Source organism: Sedimentitalea nanhaiensis DSM 24252 (assembly GCF_000473225.1).
Taxonomy (GTDB): Bacteria; Pseudomonadota; Alphaproteobacteria; order Rhodobacterales; family Rhodobacteraceae; genus Sedimentitalea; species Sedimentitalea nanhaiensis.
The window spans coordinates 1,438,379-1,458,774 of the sequence record NZ_KI421509.1 but is presented as its reverse complement, the minus strand read 5'-3'; the positions used below and the strand labels follow the sequence as shown (position 1 = coordinate 1,458,774).

At 60.4% G+C, this 20,396-nt stretch carries 17 protein-coding genes; 8 read left to right on the top strand and 9 right to left on the bottom strand.

Annotated elements, in window-relative coordinates:
* Positions 1 to 227: 227 nt before the first annotated feature.
* Entirely contained in the window at positions 228 to 1,727 is a 1,500-nt protein-coding gene (locus NANH_RS0108855) for a CoA-acylating methylmalonate-semialdehyde dehydrogenase (RefSeq protein ID WP_027261710.1), read from the bottom strand.
* A gap of 103 nt (positions 1,728 to 1,830) precedes the next feature.
* Between NANH_RS0108855 and NANH_RS0108850 the strand changes: the two genes are divergently transcribed.
* The 3 genes from NANH_RS0108850 to coaD all read left to right on the top strand — a co-directional run bounded on the left by NANH_RS0108850 (position 1,831) and on the right by coaD (position 3,918).
* Positions 1,831 to 2,727 carry a LysR family transcriptional regulator gene (locus tag NANH_RS0108850; protein ID WP_027261709.1) on the top strand — a complete coding sequence of 299 codons (897 nt, stop codon included), beginning with the start codon at positions 1,831 to 1,833 and terminating at the stop codon, positions 2,725 to 2,727.
* Between the two features lie 60 nt (positions 2,728 to 2,787).
* Complete coding sequence (locus NANH_RS0108845; protein WP_027261708.1) at positions 2,788 to 3,225, top strand: CBS domain-containing protein; 438 nt, start codon at positions 2,788 to 2,790, stop codon at positions 3,223 to 3,225.
* Between the two features lie 189 nt (positions 3,226 to 3,414).
* Positions 3,415 to 3,918, top strand: coding sequence for a pantetheine-phosphate adenylyltransferase (coaD, locus tag NANH_RS0108835; protein ID WP_027261707.1), 504 nt, complete (start codon positions 3,415 to 3,417; stop codon positions 3,916 to 3,918).
* Between the two features lie 25 nt (positions 3,919 to 3,943).
* Here the strand turns inward: coaD and NANH_RS28915 are convergent, their stop codons facing one another.
* Positions 3,944 to 4,087, bottom strand: coding sequence for a hypothetical protein (locus NANH_RS28915; protein WP_027261706.1), 144 nt, complete (start codon positions 4,085 to 4,087; stop codon positions 3,944 to 3,946).
* An 83-nt stretch (positions 4,088 to 4,170) separates the two neighbouring features.
* Positions 4,171 to 5,175 (bottom strand): type I glyceraldehyde-3-phosphate dehydrogenase, encoded by a 1,005-nt coding sequence (gap, locus tag NANH_RS0108825; RefSeq protein ID WP_027261705.1) that lies wholly within the window; start codon positions 5,173 to 5,175, stop codon positions 4,171 to 4,173.
* A gap of 180 nt (positions 5,176 to 5,355) precedes the next feature.
* On the opposite strand from gap, the gene NANH_RS0108820 reads away from it, so the two are divergent.
* Both NANH_RS0108820 and NANH_RS0108815 read left to right on the top strand, forming a co-directional pair.
* Entirely contained in the window at positions 5,356 to 6,324 is a 969-nt protein-coding gene (locus NANH_RS0108820; RefSeq protein ID WP_027261704.1) for a DUF808 domain-containing protein, read from the top strand.
* A gap of 124 nt (positions 6,325 to 6,448) precedes the next feature.
* On the top strand, positions 6,449 to 6,724 hold the full coding sequence (locus NANH_RS0108815) for a hypothetical protein (protein WP_027261703.1): 276 nt from the start codon (positions 6,449 to 6,451) through the stop codon (positions 6,722 to 6,724).
* 114 nt (positions 6,725 to 6,838) lie between these two features.
* Here the strand turns inward: NANH_RS0108815 and tkt are convergent, their stop codons facing one another.
* Positions 6,839 to 8,857 carry a transketolase gene (gene tkt, locus NANH_RS0108810; RefSeq protein ID WP_027261702.1) on the bottom strand — a complete coding sequence of 673 codons (2,019 nt, stop codon included), beginning with the start codon at positions 8,855 to 8,857 and terminating at the stop codon, positions 6,839 to 6,841.
* A 268-nt stretch (positions 8,858 to 9,125) separates the two neighbouring features.
* Here tkt and NANH_RS0108805 point away from each other — a divergent pair, with 268 nt between their 5' ends.
* Together NANH_RS0108805 and NANH_RS0108800 are read left to right on the top strand one after the other, a co-directional pair.
* The gene (locus tag NANH_RS0108805) at positions 9,126 to 9,659 is read left to right on the top strand and encodes a hypothetical protein (RefSeq protein WP_027261701.1); all 534 of its coding nucleotides are present in this window, start codon (positions 9,126 to 9,128) and stop codon (positions 9,657 to 9,659) included.
* Positions 9,659 to 10,054, top strand: coding sequence for a cell division protein ZapA (locus NANH_RS0108800; protein WP_027261700.1), 396 nt, complete (start codon positions 9,659 to 9,661; stop codon positions 10,052 to 10,054). The genes NANH_RS0108805 and NANH_RS0108800 overlap by 1 nt, the downstream gene beginning before the upstream one ends.
* A 183-nt stretch (positions 10,055 to 10,237) precedes the next feature.
* Here NANH_RS0108800 and grxD read toward each other — a convergent pair whose 3' ends face one another.
* The 5 genes from grxD to NANH_RS0108775 all read right to left on the bottom strand — a co-directional run bounded on the left by grxD (position 10,238) and on the right by NANH_RS0108775 (position 16,779).
* Positions 10,238 to 10,600 carry a Grx4 family monothiol glutaredoxin gene (grxD, locus tag NANH_RS0108795; protein ID WP_027261699.1) on the bottom strand — a complete coding sequence of 121 codons (363 nt, stop codon included), beginning with the start codon at positions 10,598 to 10,600 and terminating at the stop codon, positions 10,238 to 10,240.
* Positions 10,601 to 10,626: 26 nt separating this feature from the next.
* Entirely contained in the window at positions 10,627 to 10,869 is a 243-nt protein-coding gene (locus NANH_RS0108790) for a BolA/IbaG family iron-sulfur metabolism protein (protein WP_027261698.1), read from the bottom strand.
* 90 nt (positions 10,870 to 10,959) lie between these two features.
* A complete protein-coding gene (gene purL, locus NANH_RS0108785) occupies positions 10,960 to 13,119 on the bottom strand; it encodes a phosphoribosylformylglycinamidine synthase subunit PurL (protein ID WP_027261697.1) in 2,160 nt (719 codons plus the stop codon).
* A gap of 164 nt (positions 13,120 to 13,283) precedes the next feature.
* A complete protein-coding gene (locus tag NANH_RS25825; protein WP_139236363.1) occupies positions 13,284 to 15,563 on the bottom strand; it encodes a mechanosensitive ion channel family protein in 2,280 nt (759 codons plus the stop codon).
* Between the two features lie 298 nt (positions 15,564 to 15,861).
* Positions 15,862 to 16,779 carry a LysR family transcriptional regulator gene (locus tag NANH_RS0108775; protein WP_027261696.1) on the bottom strand — a complete coding sequence of 306 codons (918 nt, stop codon included), beginning with the start codon at positions 16,777 to 16,779 and terminating at the stop codon, positions 15,862 to 15,864.
* A gap of 167 nt (positions 16,780 to 16,946) precedes the next feature.
* On the opposite strand from NANH_RS0108775, the gene NANH_RS0108770 reads away from it, so the two are divergent.
* On the top strand, positions 16,947 to 20,369 hold the full coding sequence (locus tag NANH_RS0108770; RefSeq protein WP_027261695.1) for an indolepyruvate ferredoxin oxidoreductase family protein: 3,423 nt from the start codon (positions 16,947 to 16,949) through the stop codon (positions 20,367 to 20,369).
* The last annotated feature ends 27 nt before the right edge of the window (positions 20,370 to 20,396 follow it).

Here is a 20,396-nt window from a genome sequence, read left to right as displayed (position 1 = left end):
CAGCCCCGCAGCGATGAAACCGGACATATCACGTCGAAGTGACGCCGGACACGGTTGTCAGGGTGACGTGCACGCAGGGTTTCCCCTGTGCCAACAGCAATGGCCTGCATATCGAGAGATACGCAAAACCGGGCCCAAAGGCCCGGTTCGGTGTTCCCAGAGAGCTTTCGACTCAGCTTCGGATTCTCATTCGTGCGGAGCCAGGCGGCCACTCGAAGGGATCGGGATCAGTCCATCGGCTTGAAGTGGAACTCGCCGCCGTCTTTCAGCCCCGAGGGCCAGCGCGAGGTCACGGTCTTGGTCCGCGTGTAGAATTTGAACGCATCCGGGCCGTGTTGGTTCAGATCGCCAAAGACTGATTTCTTCCAGCCGCCAAAGGTGTGATAGGCCAGCGGAACCGGGATCGGTACGTTGATACCGATCATTCCGACATTGATACGGCTGGCAAAATCACGTGCCGAGTCGCCGTCGCGGGTAAAGATCGCCGTGCCGTTGCCGTACTCGTGGTCCATGGCCAGTTTCAGCGCTTCCTCATAGCTTTGCGCCCGCACCGTGGTCAGGACCGGGCCGAAGATCTCGGTCTTGTAGATGTCCATCTCCGGCGTCGCGTGGTCAAACAGGTGCGGTCCGACAAAATAACCGTTCTCATACCCTTGCAGGCTGAAACCGCGGCCATCGACAACAAGTTTCGCGCCCTGATCGATGCCGGTCTGCACCAGACGTTCGATATTGGCCTTTGCAGCAGCCGTCACCACCGGACCGTAATCGACGTCGTTGCCGCCGGTATAAGGTCCAACCTTCAGCTTTTCGATGCGCGGCACCAGTTTTTCGATCAGACGGTCAGCGGTCTCATCGCCCACCGGCACCGCAACCGAGATCGCCATGCATCGTTCGCCCGCCGCGCCATAGCCAGCGCCCACCAGCGCATCCGCGGCCTGATCCATGTCGGCGTCCGGCATGATGATCATATGGTTCTTGGCCCCGCCAAAACACTGCACGCGTTTGCCTTGCGAGCAGCCGGTGCCGTAGATGTATTCGGCAATCGGGGTCGAGCCGACGAAACCGATCGACTGGATCACCGGATGATACAGGATCGCATCCACCGCCTCTTTATCGCCGTTCACCACCTGAAGGATGCCCTTGGGCAGGCCGGCCTCTTCCAGCAGTTCCGCCAACATCAGCGGCACCGAAGGATCGCGCTCGCTGGGTTTCAGAATAAAGGCGTTGCCGCAGGCGATGGCGGGGGCAAACATCCACATCGGGATCATGGCGGGAAAGTTGAACGGGGTGATGCCCGCGGTTACGCCCAGCGGCTGGCGCATCGAGTACATATCGATGCCCGGCCCGGCGGCGTCGGTGAATTCACCCTTCAGCAACTGCGGCGCGCCGATGCAATATTCGACCACTTCCAGACCGCGCTGCACATCGCCGGCGGCGTCGGGCAGGGTCTTGCCGTGTTCGCGGCTCAGGGCTTCGGCCAGTTTATCCATGTCGCGGTTCAGCAGGTCGACAAATTTCATCAGCACGCGGGCGCGGCGCTGCGGGTTTGTGGCGGCCCAGGCGGGCTGCGCGGCGGCGGCAATCTGAACCGCGTGGTCCATCTCGGCACTGTCAGCCAATGGCACCTTGGCCTGCACTTCGCCGGTGGCCGGGTTCATCACGTCGGCAAACCGCCCGGATGTGCCTTTGACATGCGCGCCGTTGATGTAATGTGTCAGTTCGTTCATGGTTTCCTCCTGGTCAGTGTTGCGCAGAACATAGGCTTGCAAAAATCCCCTGAACAGAGGCAAGTTCTCAAAAAGGTTTTGCAGAATTGCAAAGGGGGTGGGCATGCAGGCACATTGGGACGACTTGCGGATCTTTTTGTCCGTCGCCCGCGAGGAAAGCCTGTCAGGCGCAGGGCGGGTACTCAAGATCGACCCGGCGACGGTAGGACGCCGCATTGCGCGGCTGGAAAGGGCGCTGGGCGCGTCGTTGTTCGTCAAGTCTCCGCAGGGGTATACGCTGTCCGCAGCGGGCGAACGCCTGCTGTCGCAAGGCGAGCAGGCGGAGCAGGCGATGCGGGCCGTTACCGAAGCGCTCGACGGCCCCAGCGAGGGGCTGGCCGGGCAGATGCGCATCGGGGCCCCCGACGGCTGTGCCAACTACCTATTGCCGCAGGTCTGTGCCCGGATCGGCGAAGAGAATCCGGATCTGGATATTCAGATCGTCGCGCTGCCGCGCATCGTCAACCTGTCCCGGCGCGAAGCGGATATGGCGATTGCGGTCAGCGCACCGTCGGCAGGGCAACTGTTGGTGCAGAAAATCACCGACTACAGGCTGCATCTGGTCGCCAGCCGCAGCTACCTGCGCGATCATCCGCCGTTGGACCGTGTCGAGGATCTGCGCGACCGGCGGATGGTTGGGTACATACCGGACATGATTTTTGATGCCGAACTGGACTATCTGGACAATCTGGGTGTCAGGCGCGTGCCGCTTGCGTCGAATTCCGTGCCGGTACAACTGAAACTATTGGTCCAGGGCACCGGGTTGGGTGTGGCGCACGATTTCTCGCTTCCCAGTCATCCCGAGCTGCGCAAGGTGTTGAGCGATGAGATCAGCCTGACACGCAGCTTCTATTTGGTGCGCCATCAGGGAGATCAGCGCAGCGCGCGATTGAACCGCTTTGCCGCTGCACTGGCGCAGGGGGTGCGCGATGAAGTGGCGCGGTTGGAAAGCCTGACTTGACTCGACCGCATATTGCGGCGACGTTTTTGATATTGAAAGAATATTGCGGAGGTCCCCCGAATGCTCGTTCACCAGATTCTCAAGTCAAAGGCCAAGACGGGTGTGTTGACGGTCGCGTCCAATGCCAAGGTTGCCGAGGCTGCCAGGGTGCTGGCCGAGAACAAGATCGGATCGGTGGTCGTGTCCGATGACGGCGGGCAGACCGCGTCCGGCATCTTGTCAGAGCGTGATATCGTGCGCGAACTGGCCGGTTCTGGCGGCAGTTGTCTGGATCAGCCGGTTAGTGCCTATATGACCGCCAAGCTGGTTACATGCACCAGCAACAACAGTGCGCAAGAGCTGCTGACGACGATGACCGAAGGCCGTTTTCGCCATATGCCGGTGGTCGAGGATGGCAAGATGATCGGTCTTGTCACACTTGGGGATGTCGTCAAGGCGCAACTGTCCGAACTGGCAATGGAAAAAGAGGCGCTGCAGGGTATGATCATGGGCCACTAGGCCTTTGGTTTTAGGTGTGGCATCGGGATCTATCCATAGATTTCGGCTCGTTTGAACGGGGCTTTACCGTGACACAGGCGATGCCTGGCCAAAACACCGCGTTGAGCGGCTGTGCTGCCGGCAGGGTCTTGCATTTGCAGAAACGCCGTGTTTGCATCCGCAGCACGATCCACATGATTGGAGATCGCCATGCGCATCGCCCTGTATCCCGGCACCTTTGACCCGATCACTTTGGGTCATCTGGATATCATACGCCGAGCCACAGTGCTGGTGGACCGGCTGGTGATCGGTGTGGCGATCAACCGCGACAAGGGGCCGATGTTCTCGCTGGAAGAGCGGGTGGTGATGATCGAGGCCGAATGCGCCAAGCTTTCCGAGCAGACGGAAACCGAAATTATCGCCCATCCGTTCGAGAATTTGCTGATCGACTGCGCCAGTGATGTGGGCGCACAGATCATCGTACGGGGGCTGCGCGCTGTCGCCGATTTCGAGTATGAATATCAGATGGTCGGCATGAACCGAGTGCTGAATTCAAATGTCGAAACTGTCTTTCTGATGGCGGACGCCAAGCATCAGGCCATTGCCAGCAAACTGGTCAAAGAGATTGCCCGCCTTGGAGGCGATATTTCCAGATTTGTCACGCCTCAGGTGCGAATCGAGTTGTTGCAGCGTCTGGGGCGGCCAATCGATTGAACTGTCGGGCGATTCGATTTTCGCTTTAGCGCCAGAACGCAAGCCATTCGACGAATTCATACAGTTTCTTGCCCAGGAACACCAGGTTCTGGGCACCGTTCAGCAACGCATCCGCAGCAATGAACGCCAGGATCAGAAGGGCCAGAACAATGGCTAGGCGGTTGGTCATGCGGGCCTCGGGCAATAAAACGCCCGGCCAGATATGCCTGACCGGGCGCCCATCCACAATATGCAGTCTCTGCAGACCCGCGATCAGCCGTTCAGGCGTCCCATTGCAGCGGCGACATCGGCCATCCGCACCGAAAAGCCCCACTCGTTATCGTACCAGGCCAGAACCCGGACCATGCGGCCATCGACCACGCGGGTCTGATCGGGGGCAAAGATGCTGCTCTCTTCGGTGTGGTTGAAATCGATCGAAACCTTTGGCTCGGGGTCATATGCCAGCACATGTCCCATCGGCCCCTTGACCGCTTCGGCGACCAATGCGTTGATCTCGTCCGCGGTAACGTCGCGCCCGGCGCGGAAGGTCAGGTCGACCGCGCTGACATTCGGTGTCGGTACCCGGATTGCCGAACCGTCCAGCTTGCCCTTGAGGTTCGGCAGAACTTCTCCCAAAGCCTTGGCTGCACCGGTCGAGGTCGGAATCATCGCCATTGCGGCGGCACGGGCGCGGTACAGGTCGGAATGACGGCGGTCCAGCGTCGGCTGATCACCGGTATAGCTGTGGATCGTGGTCATGATGCCATGCTCGATGCCGACGGCCTCGTCCAGTACCTTGGCCAGCGGTGCCAGGCAGTTGGTGGTGCAGGATCCGTTGCTGACCATGTTGTCGCCCTTGGCCAGCATCTCGTCATTGACGCCGAACACGATGGTTTTCTGCACGTTCTTCGCCGGGGCTGAGATCAGAACCGATTTTGCGCCCCGCTCCAGGTGCACGCCAGCTTTTTTGCCATCGTTGAAATTGCCGGTGCATTCGAGCACGACGTCACAGCCGGACCAGTCGAGTTCCTGCGGGTCATAGGTCGAGAACATCTCGATCTCGCCCCGGCCCAGGTCCAGCGTGCGCTCGCCAACGCGGATGTCGCTGCCAAACCGGCCATGGATGCTGTCATAGCGGAGAAGATGCGCTGCGGTTTCCAGAGGACCGGTTGCATTGGCTTTGAGGACTCTGATGTCGTTGCGTCCGCTGGCCGCGATATGGGACAGGGTGCAACGGCCGATGCGGCCAAATCCGTTAATTCCGACGTTGATGGTCATGACTGTCGCTCCACAAACTTGCGCTTTAGGGGCATATAGCCCTGCACGGGCCACATAAAAAGGGAAAAAAAAGCGCATTCACAATGTGTTAGCGCAAACTTTCTCCGATTGCGCTAACGCTTGCCCTGCCGGAAGGATGCGCTAGGGTTGCCGGAAACGAACATTTAGCGAGGGCAGGGCATGAGCGGTCTTCTGGCACTTCTGGACGATGTGGCGGCGATCGCCAAGGTGGCGGCGGCATCGGTCGACGATATCGCGGCTGCGGCTGGCAAGGCGGGGGCCAAGACCGCCGGGGTCATTATCGACGACGCTGCGGTGACGCCGAAATACGTGCAGGGCTTTGCCCCGGCGCGGGAATTGCCGATCATCTGGCGCATTGCACGTGGCTCCTTGTTCAACAAGTTGGTGCTGCTGCTTCCGGTGGCGATGCTGTTGGCGAATTTCGCGCCCTTGCTGATCACCCCTCTTTTGATGTTGGGCGGTTCCTATCTTTGTTTTGAGGGGGCGGAAAAAATCTTTCACGTCCTGTTTCCCCATGGCGATTCGCAAATCGAAAAGGACATGGCGATCCAGGATCCAGGCCATTTGGAAGAGCAAAAGGTCAAGGGCGCGATCAAGACCGATTTTATCCTGTCGGCCGAGATCATGACCATTGCACTGGCCGCGATCGACGTGCCCAATGTCTGGATGCAGGCGGCGACGCTGGCCGTTGTCGGGGCTGGCGTGACGCTGGCGGTCTATGGTTCGGTCGGGGTAATCGTAAAGATGGACGATGTCGGGCTGTATATGGCCCGGAATGCGCATACCGGACCGGGCCGGGCCGTGGGGCGCTGGCTCGTCAAGGCGATGCCACGCCTGATGAAGCTGCTGTCGGTTGTGGGCACTGCCGCGATGCTGTGGGTTGGCGGTTCGATCATCACCCACGGTCTCGAGGTGCTGGGCTGGCCCTGGCTATACCACCATATCCATGATCTGGCTGTCGCGACCGGTCACTTGGCGACCGAGCGTTGGGCCCCGACCGTGAAATGGATCGCCAAGGCCGCGATGGACGGGGTTTTCGGACTGGCATTGGGCCTTCTGTTGATCCCGGTCGCGACACGGGTGCTGATGCCGCTCGCGTCCCGGATGCAGGGGCGCGAGGGCGATTAGGGAAATCCGTTTTGTTCGGCAGCCGCTCGCCCGGTGACACCAAGACAATTTCTCTAGGCAGAATTAAGAGAACGTCATAGGCTCGGCGGGTTGAACTTATCCCTTTACCGGAGAGGCATTGCATATGGGCGACAAGAAGAAGGTCGAAAAGCTGACCAAGGAAATCACGACGCTGAACGAGGAAATCGAACGGCTGAAGAAGCTGTGCAAGGGCCTGAAAGGCAATGACAACGAGATGTGCAGCAAATCCGAACGCAAGGCCGCCAGCACCGGTCAGCACGGCATCAAGGACAACGTGACCAGAAAGCAGCTTCGGGAAGGTATCGAAGAGCGGATAGATCAGCTCAAACGCGACGTGTCCGCGAAAGCGACGGACCTCGCCAAGGAGGCCGCCAAATAGCGGGCCATGGATCGCATCACATAACGGCGCGGGGTGGGAGGCCGGCCCCTGCGCCCGTCACCGTCGATGCCGCGGCGCCCGAGTGAAACATTCGGACGCCGCACAGGGCATGTGTCAGCCCAGCAGTTCCTTGACCTTGGCGACCGTGGCCTCGACGGTGATGCCGAACTTCTCGAACAACTCTTCTGCCGGGGCCGAGGCGCCGAAGCTGTCCATGCCGATGAACGCAGACTTGGCTTCGCGACCGCGCTCGCCCAGCAGCCACCGGTCCCAGCCCTGCCGCACGGCGGCTTCGATGCCGACGCGCACCGGGCCCGCAGGCAGAACCTTGCGGCGATAGGCTTCGTCCTGTTCGGCGAACAACTCCATACAGGGCATTGAAACGACCCGGGTGCCGATGCCCTGACCTTCGAGAATGTCACGCGCTTCCAGAGCAATCGAAACCTCGGATCCGGTGGCAATCAGGATCACCTGCCGCTTGCGCACGGTATCGGCAAGAACATAGGCCCCCTGTTCGCTCAGGTTCCGCTGCTTGTGCTCCAGCCGCACGGTGGGCAGGCTTTGGCGGGTCAGCGACAGCACCGACGGTGTTTGCTTGCTGCTGAGCGCCAGTTCCCAGGCTTCGGCGGTTTCCACCGTGTCGGCGGGGCGGAACACCCACGTGTTGGGGGTCGCGCGGCTGATTGCCAGATGTTCGACAGGCTGGTGCGTTGGGCCGTCTTCGCCCAATCCGATGCTGTCATGGGTCATCACGAACACGGTCGGGATTTTCATTAATGCCGCCAGCCGCATCGACGGGCGGGCATAGTCGGTGAAACACATGAACGTGCCGCCATAGGGACGGATGCCGCCATGCAGCGCCATGCCGTTCATCGCGGCGGCCATGCCATGCTCGCGGATGCCATAATAGATGTAGCGACCCTTGCGGTTGTCGGTATCGAAGACGCCCATGTCGCCGGTTTTGGTGTTGTTGGATCCCGTCAGGTCGGCGCTGCCGCCCACGGTTTCGCTCATGATCGGGTTGATCACCTCAAGCACCATTTCACTGGACTTGCGGGTGGCGACTTTGGGCGCGGCTTCAGAGTTCTGCCTTTTCAGCGCCCGGATGGTTGCGGCAAAGCGTTTTGGCACGTCGCGGGCATAGGCGCGGCTAAACTCGTTCCGGCGACGCTCGGACAGGCTCGCCAGGCGGTTTTCCCAGTCCTGCCGGGCGATCGCCCCGCGCGCACCTATCGCTTCCCACGCTGCTTTGATGTCCTCGGGCACAACGAACGGGCCGGTGGTCCAGCCATAGATCTGTTTGGCGGCGGCCAGTTGTTCCGGATCCGTAAGGGCTCCATGGCCCTTTGACGTGTCCTGCGCCGCGTGCCCCAGGGCGATATGGGTCTTGCAGGCAATCATCGTCGGCTTCTTGCCGGTTTTTGCCTTGGTCAAGGCCTCGTCGATTGCCTGGGGATCATGGCCGTCGATCTCGAGCACCTGCCAGCCTGCGGCCTTGAAGCGCATCGCCTGATTGGTGCGGTCGGACAGTTCGACGGTGCCGTCGATGGTGATGTTGTTGTTGTCCCACAGCACGATCAACTTGCCCAGTTGGTGCCGCCCGGCCAGACCGATGGCCTCTTGGCTGATGCCTTCCATCAGACAGCCGTCGCCAGCGATGACATAGGTATGATGATCCACGACTTTCTTGCCAAAGCGGGCGCGCTGGATCTCTTCGGCGATGGCAAAGCCAATCGCATTGGAAAGGCCCTGGCCCAGCGGGCCGGTGGTGGTCTCGATGCCGCTGGCATGGCCGTATTCCGGGTGCCCCGCTGTGCGGGCGCCCCATTGGCGGAAATTCTTGATCTCTTCGATCGGCATGTCGGCATAGCCGGTCAGGTGCAGCAGCGAATACAGCAGCATCGAGCCATGCCCGGCGGACAGGATAAACCGGTCGCGATCCGGCCAGTTCGGCGCGGTGGCGTCGAATTTGAGGTGCTTTTCGAACAGAACCGTGGCGACATCGGCCATGCCCATAGGCATTCCCGAATGACCGGAATTGGCGGCGTGGACGGCATCCAGGGTCAGGGCACGGATGGCCGCCGCTTTGGACCAATGTTCGGGGTTGGCGGTGCGCAGGGCGTTAATATCCACGAGGCAGTTCCTTTGACTGTTCCGCTGCAAGTGGCGGCAATTGGCCTGCTGAATACCAGCCGCACCCCAAAGATCAAGCACCCGCAAGCCGCCTGGGCGGTGTCGCATCAGGTCTGCGGGCCAAGTTGTTGAAACCAAACGGTGTGAAATTTGCACAGGCAGCGTCTAGACTGCTACCAATTGAACAGGATGCCCGATTCGCCCGCGCAGGCCACGCCGGGGCCATCGGGATCTGTGAACATTTGTGCCGCACGAAAAGGTAGGGCGTATGAGTCAGATCGAGGAATTGCACGGTCGTATCACAGCCGCAATGGAGCGTATTGGCGTCGGTGTGTCGGCGATGGCGGAACGTGAGATCACAGCGGCACCGGATCCGATGCTGGCCCAGGCGCTGGAAGAAGAACAGCTGGCAAATGCCCAGCTTCAAGAGCGTTTGCGGTTGCTCAAGGCCCGGCACGCCGATGAGCTGGCGGCCTTGCGGGCGGATCTGGACAACGCTGCCGAGGTTCAGACCCTGCGCGCCGAATTGGCGGCGCAAGGCGACGCCATGCGGCGGCTGGACACGGATGTGCAACGGTTGCGTGCCGCCAACGATCAGCTGCGCCAAAGCAACGCGGCCCTGCGCGCGGCCAACGAAAGCGGTGTCGGCGAGCCCGAACTGATCAACCAGGCGATGCAGGCCGAACTGGAAGGGTTGCGTGCGGCCCGGGCCACCGACGTGGCCGAGATCGGTGCCGTGCTGGCCAAGCTGGAACCGTTGCTGGCGGGATCCGCCGCCGCGCGTCAGGGAGAGGAAGTGTGATGCCCGAAGTGACCATCAAGATCGGCGGACGCGGTTTCGAAGTCTCCTGTCAGGAGGGCGAGGAAAGCTATTTGCACTCGGCCGCCAAGATGTTGGATGACGAAGCCCAGGTGCTGTCGGATCAGATCGGACGGATGCCCGAGGCCCGGATGCTGTTGATGGCGGGGCTGATGCTGGCCGACAAGACCGCCGCATGCGAGGATCGCATCAGGGAGGTCGAGACGTTGTTGGCGCAGCGTACTGCCGAGGTTGAACAGATGCGCCAGGCCCCCGGTCCCGCGCCGGAGCGGATCGAAGTTCCGGTTGTGCCCGCAGTGGTCACCGACACGCTGGCCGAACTCGCCGCCCGCGCCGAGGCATTGGCCGCCGAGATCGAGGAACATGGGGCCAGGTGATTTCGATTTAGCTTTGTTTTACAGTCTGTTAAGTTAGATTAATTTGTTTCGCGCGCGAAACAAATCTCTGTAAGCGGTTGGAATCGCTGCGCCCGGCTCTGCCAAAATTGGCCCCTGTCCGGGTTTTTATGACGTTCTGGCGTTTCAGGGTGACCTGAAACGCCTCACAGGTCAGTGTCGCGGTTATCCGTTGGCTTCGCGGATCTTGTCGGCGGCGTCCTTGTCGTAGCTGACACCGTTTTTCTCAAACAGCGTGTCCAGCTCGCCTGACAGGGTCATTTCGGTGATGATGTCGCAGCCGCCGACGAACTCGCCCTTGACGTAGAGCTGCGGGACTGTCGGCCAGTCCGAGAAATCCTTGATCCCCTGGCGGATCGCTTCGTCGGCCAGTACGTTCACATCGGCGAAATCGACGCCCATATAGTTCAGCACGCCCGCGACGCGGCTTGAAAACCCACATTGTGGCATTTCCTTGGTGCCTTTCATGTAGAGCACGACATCGTTCTTGCTGATGGTGTCCTGGATCTGTGTGGCTGTTTCGCTCATGTCGCGTGTCCTTTGTAAATCTGGTCTCAGTCGGGGGCTTTGGTGGTCAGCGCCAAGGCGTGCAACTCGCCCTGGCTGCCGTCCATCTTGCCTTTGAGCGCGGCATAGACCGCGCGTTGTTGCTGCACCCGGTTCTGGCCGCGAAAGCTGGCGTCGATGACCTCGGCAGCATAGTGGTTTCCGTCGCCAGCCAGATCGGTGATGGTGATCTTGGCATCCGGAAAGCTGGCGCGGATCAGGTCTTCGATCTCGTGGGCTTGTATGGCCATGGGGACTTTCTTTCACTGTGTTGCATCAGATGTAGGACGGTGGCGCGGTGCGTGCAAGGGAGCAACCTCTGCACTATCCAGTCTGGGCGGTCAGGCGACGTGCTCTGCAAAGCTGTTGCGGTATACCCGAGAAAGGTCGGCCAACGGGGCCGACGCATTGCCGATCCAGACCGTATCGCCGGTAAAGCGTCCCACCGAAGTCACCGAAACGCCAACCTGACCCGCCGCGATCATCAAGGCCTCGGCCTGGTCAAAGTTGCAGGCCACCAGATAACGCGCCTGATCTTCGCCAAACAGGAACTCGGTTGATGCGTCTTCCAGATGCACGCCGACGCCCGCGTGTTCGGCCAGTTCGAACGCAGCCAATGCGAGGCCGCCATCGGACAGATCGGTGCAGGCCTTGATCAGATCGCGATTGGCGCGGATAAATTCGCCATTGCGCTTTTCGGCCTCGAGATCGACGTTGGGCGCATCGCCTTCTTCGCGGTTGAACACTTCGGCCAGCAAGGCGGATTGACCCAGGTGACCCACGGTGACGCCAATCAGCAGCGCGACATGGCCTTCGCGTACTTCGTTGCCGATAATGTCGTCCACATGAGTCAACAGACCCACTGCGCCGATCGTCGGTGTCGGCAGGATGCCTGTGCCATCGGTTTCGTTGTACAGCGACACATTGCCCGACACGATAGGCATGTCGAGCGCCGAACAGGCGGCACCGATGCCCTGGATCGCACCGACGAACTGGCCCATGATCTCGGGTTTTTCCGGGTTGCCGAAATTCAGGTTGTCGGTGCTGGCCAGCGGCTTGGCCCCGACCGCGCACAGGTTGCGATAGGCTTCGGCGACCGCCTGCTTGCCGCCCTCGACCGGGTTGGCGCGCACATAGCGCGGCGTCACATCCGAGGTGAAGGCCAGCGCCTTGTCGGTGCCGTGGACCCGAACGATGCCCGAACCCAGCCCCGGCGTGCGGGCGGTGTCGGCCATGACCATGGTGTCGTATTGTTCATAGACCCATTGTTTGGCCGCATAGTTGGGGCTGGCCAGCAGCGCGCGCAGCCCGTCGATGGGGTCGATCTGCGGCACATCGGCCAGAGGTTCGGCAGCCGGTGTGGGGGTCCACGGGCGGTCGTATTCCGGAGCCGAGCCAGAAAGGGTGGCCAGCGGCAGATCGGCCACGACCTGGCCCTTGTGCTCGATCAGGAAACGGTCCTCGGCAATGGTTTCGCCGACGATGGCGAAATCCAGATCCCATTTGTCAAACACCGCGCGGGCCTCGGCCTCTTTCTCGGGACGCAGCACCATCAGCATGCGTTCCTGGCTTTCGGAGAGCATCATTTCGTAGGCCGTCATATTCTCTTCGCGCTGGGGCACCGCGTCCAGGTTCAGGCGCACGCCCAGCCCGCCCTTGTCGCCCATTTCGACGGCGGAACAGGTCAGACCGGCGGCACCCATGTCCTGAATCGATATCACCGCACCGGTCTGCATCAGTTCCAGCGTCGCTTCCATCAGGCGCTTTTCGGTGAACGGGTCGCCGACCTGCACCGTGGGGCGCTTTTCCTCGATCGTGTCATCGAATTCGGCGCTGGCCATGGTCGCTCCGCCAACCCCGTCACGCCCGGTCTTGGCCCCAAGATAAACCACCGGCATGCCGACACCAGACGCGGCGGAATAAAAGATGCCGTCGGTGCGCGCCAAACCGGCGGCAAAGGCGTTGACCAGGCAGTTGCCGTTATATGCGGCGTGAAACCGCACCTCGCCGCCAACCGTGGGGACGCCAAAACAGTTGCCATAGCCGCCGATCCCTTCGACCACGCCATTGACCAGACGACGGGTTTTCGTGTGGTCCGGTTCGCCAAACGACAAAGAGTTCATGGCCGCGATCGGGCGTGCGCCCATGGTAAAGACGTCGCGCAGGATGCCGCCGACCCCGGTGGCCGCACCCTGGTAGGGTTCGATATAGCTGGGGTGGTTGTGGCTTTCCATCTTGAAGACCACGGCCTGCCCGTCGCCGATATCGACGATGCCTGCGTTCTCGCCCGGGCCGCAGATCACCTGTGGTCCCTCGGTGGGCAAGGTGCGCAGCCATTTCTTGGAGGATTTGTAGGAACAGTGTTCGTTCCACATGGCCGAAAAGATGCCCAACTCGGTAAAGGTCGGTGTGCGGCCGATGATCTGCAGGATGCGGTCGTATTCGTCCGGTTTCAGGCCGTGGCTTTGGATCAGGTCAGGCGTGATGGCTGGCTCTTGCATGGCGCGTGGAATTCCCCGGTAGCGGCAGTTGGGCCGCTTTTAGGCCAAGCGCGCGGTCGGGGGAAGGGGAAAGCTGTCGCGGGTCGGGCGAGCTGGCCGCGAGAGATATCGTGCAGGTCGTGGGCATGATTCCGGTGTCAGTTCGGATGCCCGGCTGATGGTTTTCAACCGGCCCCTTTCTCTTTTTCGATCTGCGCCTGGACAACCCCGGTGGCCGCAGCGCCGATGGCACTCTTTTCGTCGTCGGTCAGATCCTCGGCGTGCTCCAGGCCCGGTATCGCGACGCGTACTTCGCGGCGGGCAAATTCGATACCGTTTTCGGCAAAGGCATCCTGCACCCGGTTATAGATTTCCTTGCGGATCATGAACTGGGTACCGGGCCTGGCCATGAACTTGCCCCGGATCGTGATGCCGACATCGTCAATGCCAGACACGCCCTGGCTTTTGAACGGTTCGAGAAAATCGCCCTTGAAACGTTCGTCTGCCCAAAGGTCCTGACCGATTCTCTTGAAGATCTTGCGCACCTTTTCGGGATCGACATCAAAGGGCACGGTGAATTTCAGTTTCATGATCACCCAGTCGCGGCTGAAATTGGTGATCTTGGGGATTTCACCATAGGGCAGGGTGTGTACCAGCCCCAGGTGGTGGCGCAATTGCATGGAACGGATCGATATCTTTTCAACGGTGCCCATCGTGCCATCCACCTCGACATATTCGCCGACGCGAAACGCATCATCGACCAGAAAGAAGATTCCCGACACCACGTCTGCCACCAGCTTTTGTGCGCCAAAGCCAATGGCCAGGCCCAAAATCCCGGCACCGGCCAACAGAGGGGTGATGTCGATCCCCAGGGCTCCGATGGCCAGCAGGCTGAAGATGACCGCGATGGCGATCTGTGCTGTCACGCGCAGCAGCGGCAGAACCGTGGCCAGACGTGAACCGCCCGCGCCACCGCCGTCGGCGGCGCTTTCCTGCTCCAAGGGGGCGGCGCTGGTCTGTTCTTTTGCCAACTGGCGGTTGATCCAGAGGGATACGATTTCATAGACCACATATCCGACCGCAAGCGTTATCAGGAATTCGATCAGGTTTGTGCCAATTCCCTGACGGGCCGAGAGAAAATCATTGATAGTGATATCCCAGCTCTGGGCGATCAGGATCAGCACCAGACCTGCCATCAGAACGCGCCCGATGCGGATATAGCTGCGCTTGGTCGAACGATAGGCGGTTTCGGCCAGCGGGCCTTCGCCGATCATCGGAGGCACCAAATGGCGCACCAGCCCACGGATCACGGTATCCAGCAAAGGCAGCATAAGCAGCCAGAACATGGTGACGTAATGCGCGCCTTTGAGCAATTGGTCCGTTTTGCCGAGCCCTGCCAGTATAGTGACGATCACCCACATGACGGCCGCCACACCCATGGCAAAATATGGATAGAACCGCGCAAAGCATTCGTCGAATTCGGTGCGGTCCGGATCGGTGCCAAGCATCATGTCGGTCAGGCCTTCACGGGCGCTCCAGGCAATGAAGACGATGTACAGATAGATCGAAGAGTCGAGCCAGAACGCCAGCCGGGTTTCCGCCAGATCAGCGCCGTTGGCCATGTTGAAGCCAACAGCAAACAGGGTGAGACCGGCCAGCAGGATCAATCCAACCATGTGCCGGTGCAAGAAGCGGGCCCACTGATCGCTGACATTGACCAGGCGCATGGCGGGCTGTTTCGGGGCCAGGACGAACCGCGATACGGCACCGGCCAGGCGGGGCCACCATACGAGGTAAGTCACAAGCGGGGCAGCAAAGGCCAGCTGCTCCGGCGACAGCAGCAGACGCCCGACCGTCCGCGCGGTGAAATAGAAGACCATGAGGCCGAAGATTTCCCGCATGAAGCGCCGAAACAGGAATTGCACGGACTCTTTCAGACTGCCTGCTTCCGTCGGGTCGGTCTGTTTGCGCCAGTTTCGGGTCAACCGTTCCGCGATCACTTCGACGCCGTAGGCGACGATCAGCACAATACCGATCAGGCCGAACAGCGCCAGCAACTTGACCGCACCGCCAACCGAAGCGGTGAAATCCGCAATGACTCGGGCTTCCTTGGTGATCAGAGTCGGCAGTTTGACGATGGCGTCCAGCGGGTTGGAATAAAGCGCGGTCCAGATGATTTTCAGACGCCCGAAAAAGGATACATTTTCGGGCCGGGTCGAGGATTCTGCGGCTGCGACGGCATCGAGTCGATCCAGAAGCATGCCGCGAACCTGATCGTCGGACATGCGCGCCACCATTTCGCGCACGGCATCCTGGGTCAAGGGGTCAGGTAGCTCTGTAACCGTGGGTTCGCTTTGCGAGGATGATGCCGCAAGCCCCATTTGCGCAGCCGCTGGTCCGCACAGGCCGAGCAGGAGTAGACTGACGACACCTGAAATACGTGAAATACGTGAGAAAAAAGCCATTGGTCCGCTCCCGGTCATCTTCCTGCGTCTGCATTTTCAGCATTTTCAGCATTTTGGACTTGGATGCACGGATAAACTCGGATTTTTGAGATTTCCCTGCCTGGCGTTGCATCCATGCGTAAAGCTTGCCGGGCGTTTGGCAAAAAAAGGGCCGAGCACTAGGCTCGGCCAAAGTCCAACAGGGAGGTATGAAATTGATGAGCAATTGTGCATCGCCAATTTCATAAGTCCAATTAGGCATCGCTTCTTGTCTTATCAAGGATTATTGCATGATGAAGGCGGCAATGCTGTTATGCGCTCACGGCATAGCTCTGGAATCTTCGAGCGCCCGCAGCTGCTTGCGGTAGATCAGGATTTCCTCTTGCACAAAATCCCGGAATGCGGCGATGCGTTTTGATTGGCGCAACTCTTCCGGGTAGGCCAGATACACCGGCACTTCGGCAGACTCAATTTCAGGCAGGATGCGTTGGAGGTCGGGGAAATCGTGGGTGACATAGTCCGGTAACACGCCAATACCCAGATTGTTCAAAACACCCTGCAGCACGCCGAAGTAGTTGTTCACCGTCAGCAGGGAATGAGGGCTATAGGTCATCAGGTGCTGAACCAGCATTGCGCCGGCGCTGACCTGTGCTGCGTCGGTGTTCTGGCAGATCAGACGGTGATCGGCGATATCTTCGAGGCTTGAGGGGGTGCCGCTCTTGTCGAGATAGCCGCGCGACGCATACATCAGCATCTGAACCGTCATCAGCCGCTTGCGGATAAGGTCGGCCTGGCTCGGCGCTTTCATCCGTATTGCCACGTCTGCTTCGCGCATGGGAAGGTCCAGCACCCTTTCCTCGAGCATCAGGTCGACTTTGAGATCGGGGTATTTATCGTATAGTTTGGGCAGGCGCGGGGCCAGCCACAGCAGGCCAAAGCCAAATGTCGTGGTCACGCGGAGTTCGCCGAACACTTCTTCTTCGCTGTCGCGAATCCAGGCCGCGGCGGTTTCGAGACGTTTGGACATGGCCGTGGTGGCATCGAACAGCAATTCACCCTGTTCGGTCAGAATCAGCCCGCGCGCGTGGCGGTGAAACAGGGTGGCTCCCAGGCTGTCTTCAAGCGCGCGAATCTGTCGGCTGACCGCAGATTGTGACAGATTCAGCCGGTCACCCGCATGGGTGAGACTGCCGGCATCCGCCACGGCGTGAAATATTCTGAGCTTGTCCCAATCCATAACGGCAACTTTCGATCTGCAACGGCTGGCCTATATGAAAGGATGGAGTACCCTGCTTGCAACCGCAGTAACGCGGTGTGCGCCATGTTTTTTGCTATACAGGTCATAAATCATGACCTATTGTGGCCGCAATCTGCAATGCAGTTCGACGTTGGGGGAGACGAACGATGAGTGCGCCGAAAATTTCATTGAATGACCGGTTCGATTTGACCAAGAGCCCCGTTCTGCTGAACGGGACCCAGGCTTTGGTGCGGCTGATGCTGATTCAGAAAGAACGGGATCGTGTCGCAGGGCTGAACACCGCAGGGCTGGTGACCGGCTATCGCGGCTCGCCGCTGGGGACCGTCGATCTGAATATGAACCGCGCGGCCAAACCTCTCGCCGCAAGCGACATAACCTTTCAGTGGGGGTTGAACGAAGATCTGGCGGCGACGGCTCTGTGGGGCAGTCAGCAGGCGGAACTGCGCGGTGAAGGCAAGTTCGATGGCGTATTTGGCCTGTGGTACGGCAAGGGCCCCGGCGTGGACCGCTCGGGCGACCCGATGAAACATGCCAACATGGCGGGCACCAGCCGGAATGGCGGTGTGGTGATGGCGATGGGCGACGATCATACCGGGGAATCCAGCACGGTTCTGCATCAGAGCGAATGGGCTCTGGTGGATGCCTATATGCCGGTGGTCAGCCCGGCCGGCGTGCAGGAAATTCTGGATTACGGAGTTTATGCCTATGCCCTGTCGCGATTTTCCGGGCTGTGGGTCGGTCTGAAAACCATGAAGGATACGATCGAGGTAACGTCGGTCGTGGACGGTCGCCCGGACCGGATGCAACTGGTGACACCCGATTTCGACATGCCCAAGGGTGGGCTGAACATCCGCCTGATCGACACGCCGACCGAACAGGAAGCCCGCGTCATCGATCACAAACGCTTTGCCGCCGAAGCCTTTGCCCGCGCCAACCGGATCGACAAGCGGGTCTGGGGCCAGCCGGGCGCCAAGATCGGCTTTGTGGCTGCGGGCAAGAACTGGCTGGACCTGGTGCACGCCATGTCGCTGCTGAACATCGACGAGACCGAGGCCGCGCGCCTGGGCATCACGACCTACAAGATCGGGCAAACCTTTCCGCTGGATATGGACAGTTTCCACGAATGGGCCGAGGGGCTGGATCTGATCGTTGTGGTCGAGGAAAAGCGCAAGCTGATCGAGGTACAGGTCAAAGAGGCGATCTTTGACGATCGCAGCGGTCGGCGGGTCTATGGCTGGCACAAGGGGGACAGCTGGGAGAATGGGCGCCGTCTGGAACTGTTCCCGACCCGAGGGGCGCTGGACCCGATCCTGATCGCCAGCAAGCTGGGTGAGGTTCTGATCGAGGAGGGGCGTGAAACCGACGGTATCCGCGCCGGGCTTGCCGCGCTTGAAGATGCGCGGCGTAACGACAATGCCAAGGATATTGCCGCGCGCCTGCCGTATTTCTGTTCAGGCTGTCCGCACAATTCCAGCACCAAGGTGCCCGACGGCAGCCGTGCCTATGCCGGCATCGGCTGTCATTATATGGTGCAATGGATGGACCGTGACACCATCGGCTATACCCATATGGGGGGGGAAGGGGCGAACTGGATCGGCGAAGCACCGTTTTCCAACACGAAACATGTGTTTCAGAACCTGGGGGATGGCACCTACAACCATTCGGGTATTCAAGCGATCCGCGCTGCCGTGGCCGCAAAAGCCAATATCACCTATAAAATCCTGTATAATGACGCCGTTGCAATGACCGGGGGGCAGCAAAACGAAGGCGATCTGGATGCGCCCCGCATCGTGCGCGAATTGCAAGCCATGGGCGTGCAGCATGTCGCGGTCGTCTATGACCAGAAGGAAGAGCCGGCACGCGACGGATTCCCCAAGGGGCTGGAGTGGTACGAGCGTGCCGAGATGGACAACGTGCAGAAGAAATTCCGCGAGATCCAAGGTGTCAGCGCTATCGTCTATATCCAGACCTGCGCCGCCGAAAAACGCCGCCGCCGCAAGCGCGGCCTGTTTCCCGATCCGGATAAGCGGGTGTTCATCAACACCGATATCTGCGAGGGCTGTGGTGATTGCGGGGTGCAGTCCAACTGTGTTTCGATCGTGCCGGCGGAAACCGAATTGGGGCGCAAACGGGCGATCGATCAGTCCAGTTGCAACAAGGATTTCTCATGTCTCAAGGGGTTTTGCCCGTCCTTTGTGACCCTGGAAGGCGCCAAGGTGCGCAAGGAAGCGACAACCCAGCTGAATCTGCCGGATCTGCCGCTGCCGGACCTGCCGGATATCAGCGGCACCCATAACGTGGTGATCACCGGGGTCGGCGGCACTGGTGTGGTCACGATTGGCGCGGTGATGGCGCAGGCCGCGCAGCTGGACGGAAAAGGCGCGGGCATGATGGAAATGGCCGGGTTGGCGCAAAAAGGCGGCGCCGTCCAGATCCACTGTCGTCTGGCCAACGCCCCCGAGGACATCAGCGCCATCCGTGTCGCCACCGGCGAGGCGCATGCGCTGATCGGCGGTGATCTGGTGGTCAGCGCCGGTGCCAAGACGCTCGGCCTGACCAAGACGGGGCAGACCGGTGCGGTGGTCAACAGCCATGAGATCATCACCGGCGATTTTACCCGTAACACCGAGTTTTCGCTGCCCAGCGAACGGCTGCAACTGGCGCTTGAGGCGCGGATGAAGGATCGTATCGATCTGTTCGATGCCTCCGATCTGGCCAAAGCGGTTCTGGGCGACTCGATCTATTCCAATATGATGGTGTTCGGCGGAGCCTGGCAGCGCGGTCTGGTGCCCCTGGGGCTGGACGCCATCCGGAACGCAATCCGGATGAACGGTGCCGCCGTCGAGCGCAACCTGCGGGCCTTTGAAGTCGGACGCTGGGCGGTTCTGTTCCCGAGCGAAGTTGCGGCGGTCCTGAAACCCAACGTCACGGAGTTGCCGAAATCGCTGGACGACAAGATCGCCTATCGCGCCGATCATCTGGTGGCTTATCAGGGCAAGCGATTGGCCAAACGGTACCGCAAAATGGTGGACCGGATCGAAGACCCGCGCCTGCGCGAGGCGGTGGCCAGGGGCTATCACAAGCTGTTGTCCTACAAGGATGAATACGAGGTGGCGCGGCTGTTGCTGACCAGCCAGGAAAAGGCCGCCGCGGAATTCGACGGCGATTTTCGTATGACCTTTCATCTGGCCCCGCCCATTCTGGGGGGGACCGGGCCGGACGGACGTCCGAAAAAGCGCGAGTTTGGGCCCTGGATGCAGACGCCGCTGAAGATCCTGAAATCGCTCAAGGGTCTGCGCGGCACGCCGCTGGATCCCTTTGGCTATGGGGCCGAGCGCAAGATGGAACGCGCCCTGATCAAGCAATACGAGGCCGACATGACGACGGTGCTGGCCGGGGTGACCCCGAAAACCGCAGAGATTGCGCAGGAGCTTGCCGAACTGCCGCTGGAGATTCGCGGCTTTGGCCCGGTCAAGGCGGCGAATGAAGCCAAGGCGGCAAAACGGCGCGAGGCGTTGCTGGCGGCATTCAAGCAGGGTGGCACAGATATGAGCAAAGCGGCCGCGTAATCGTCATGTGGTTGTCATGGATCTGTG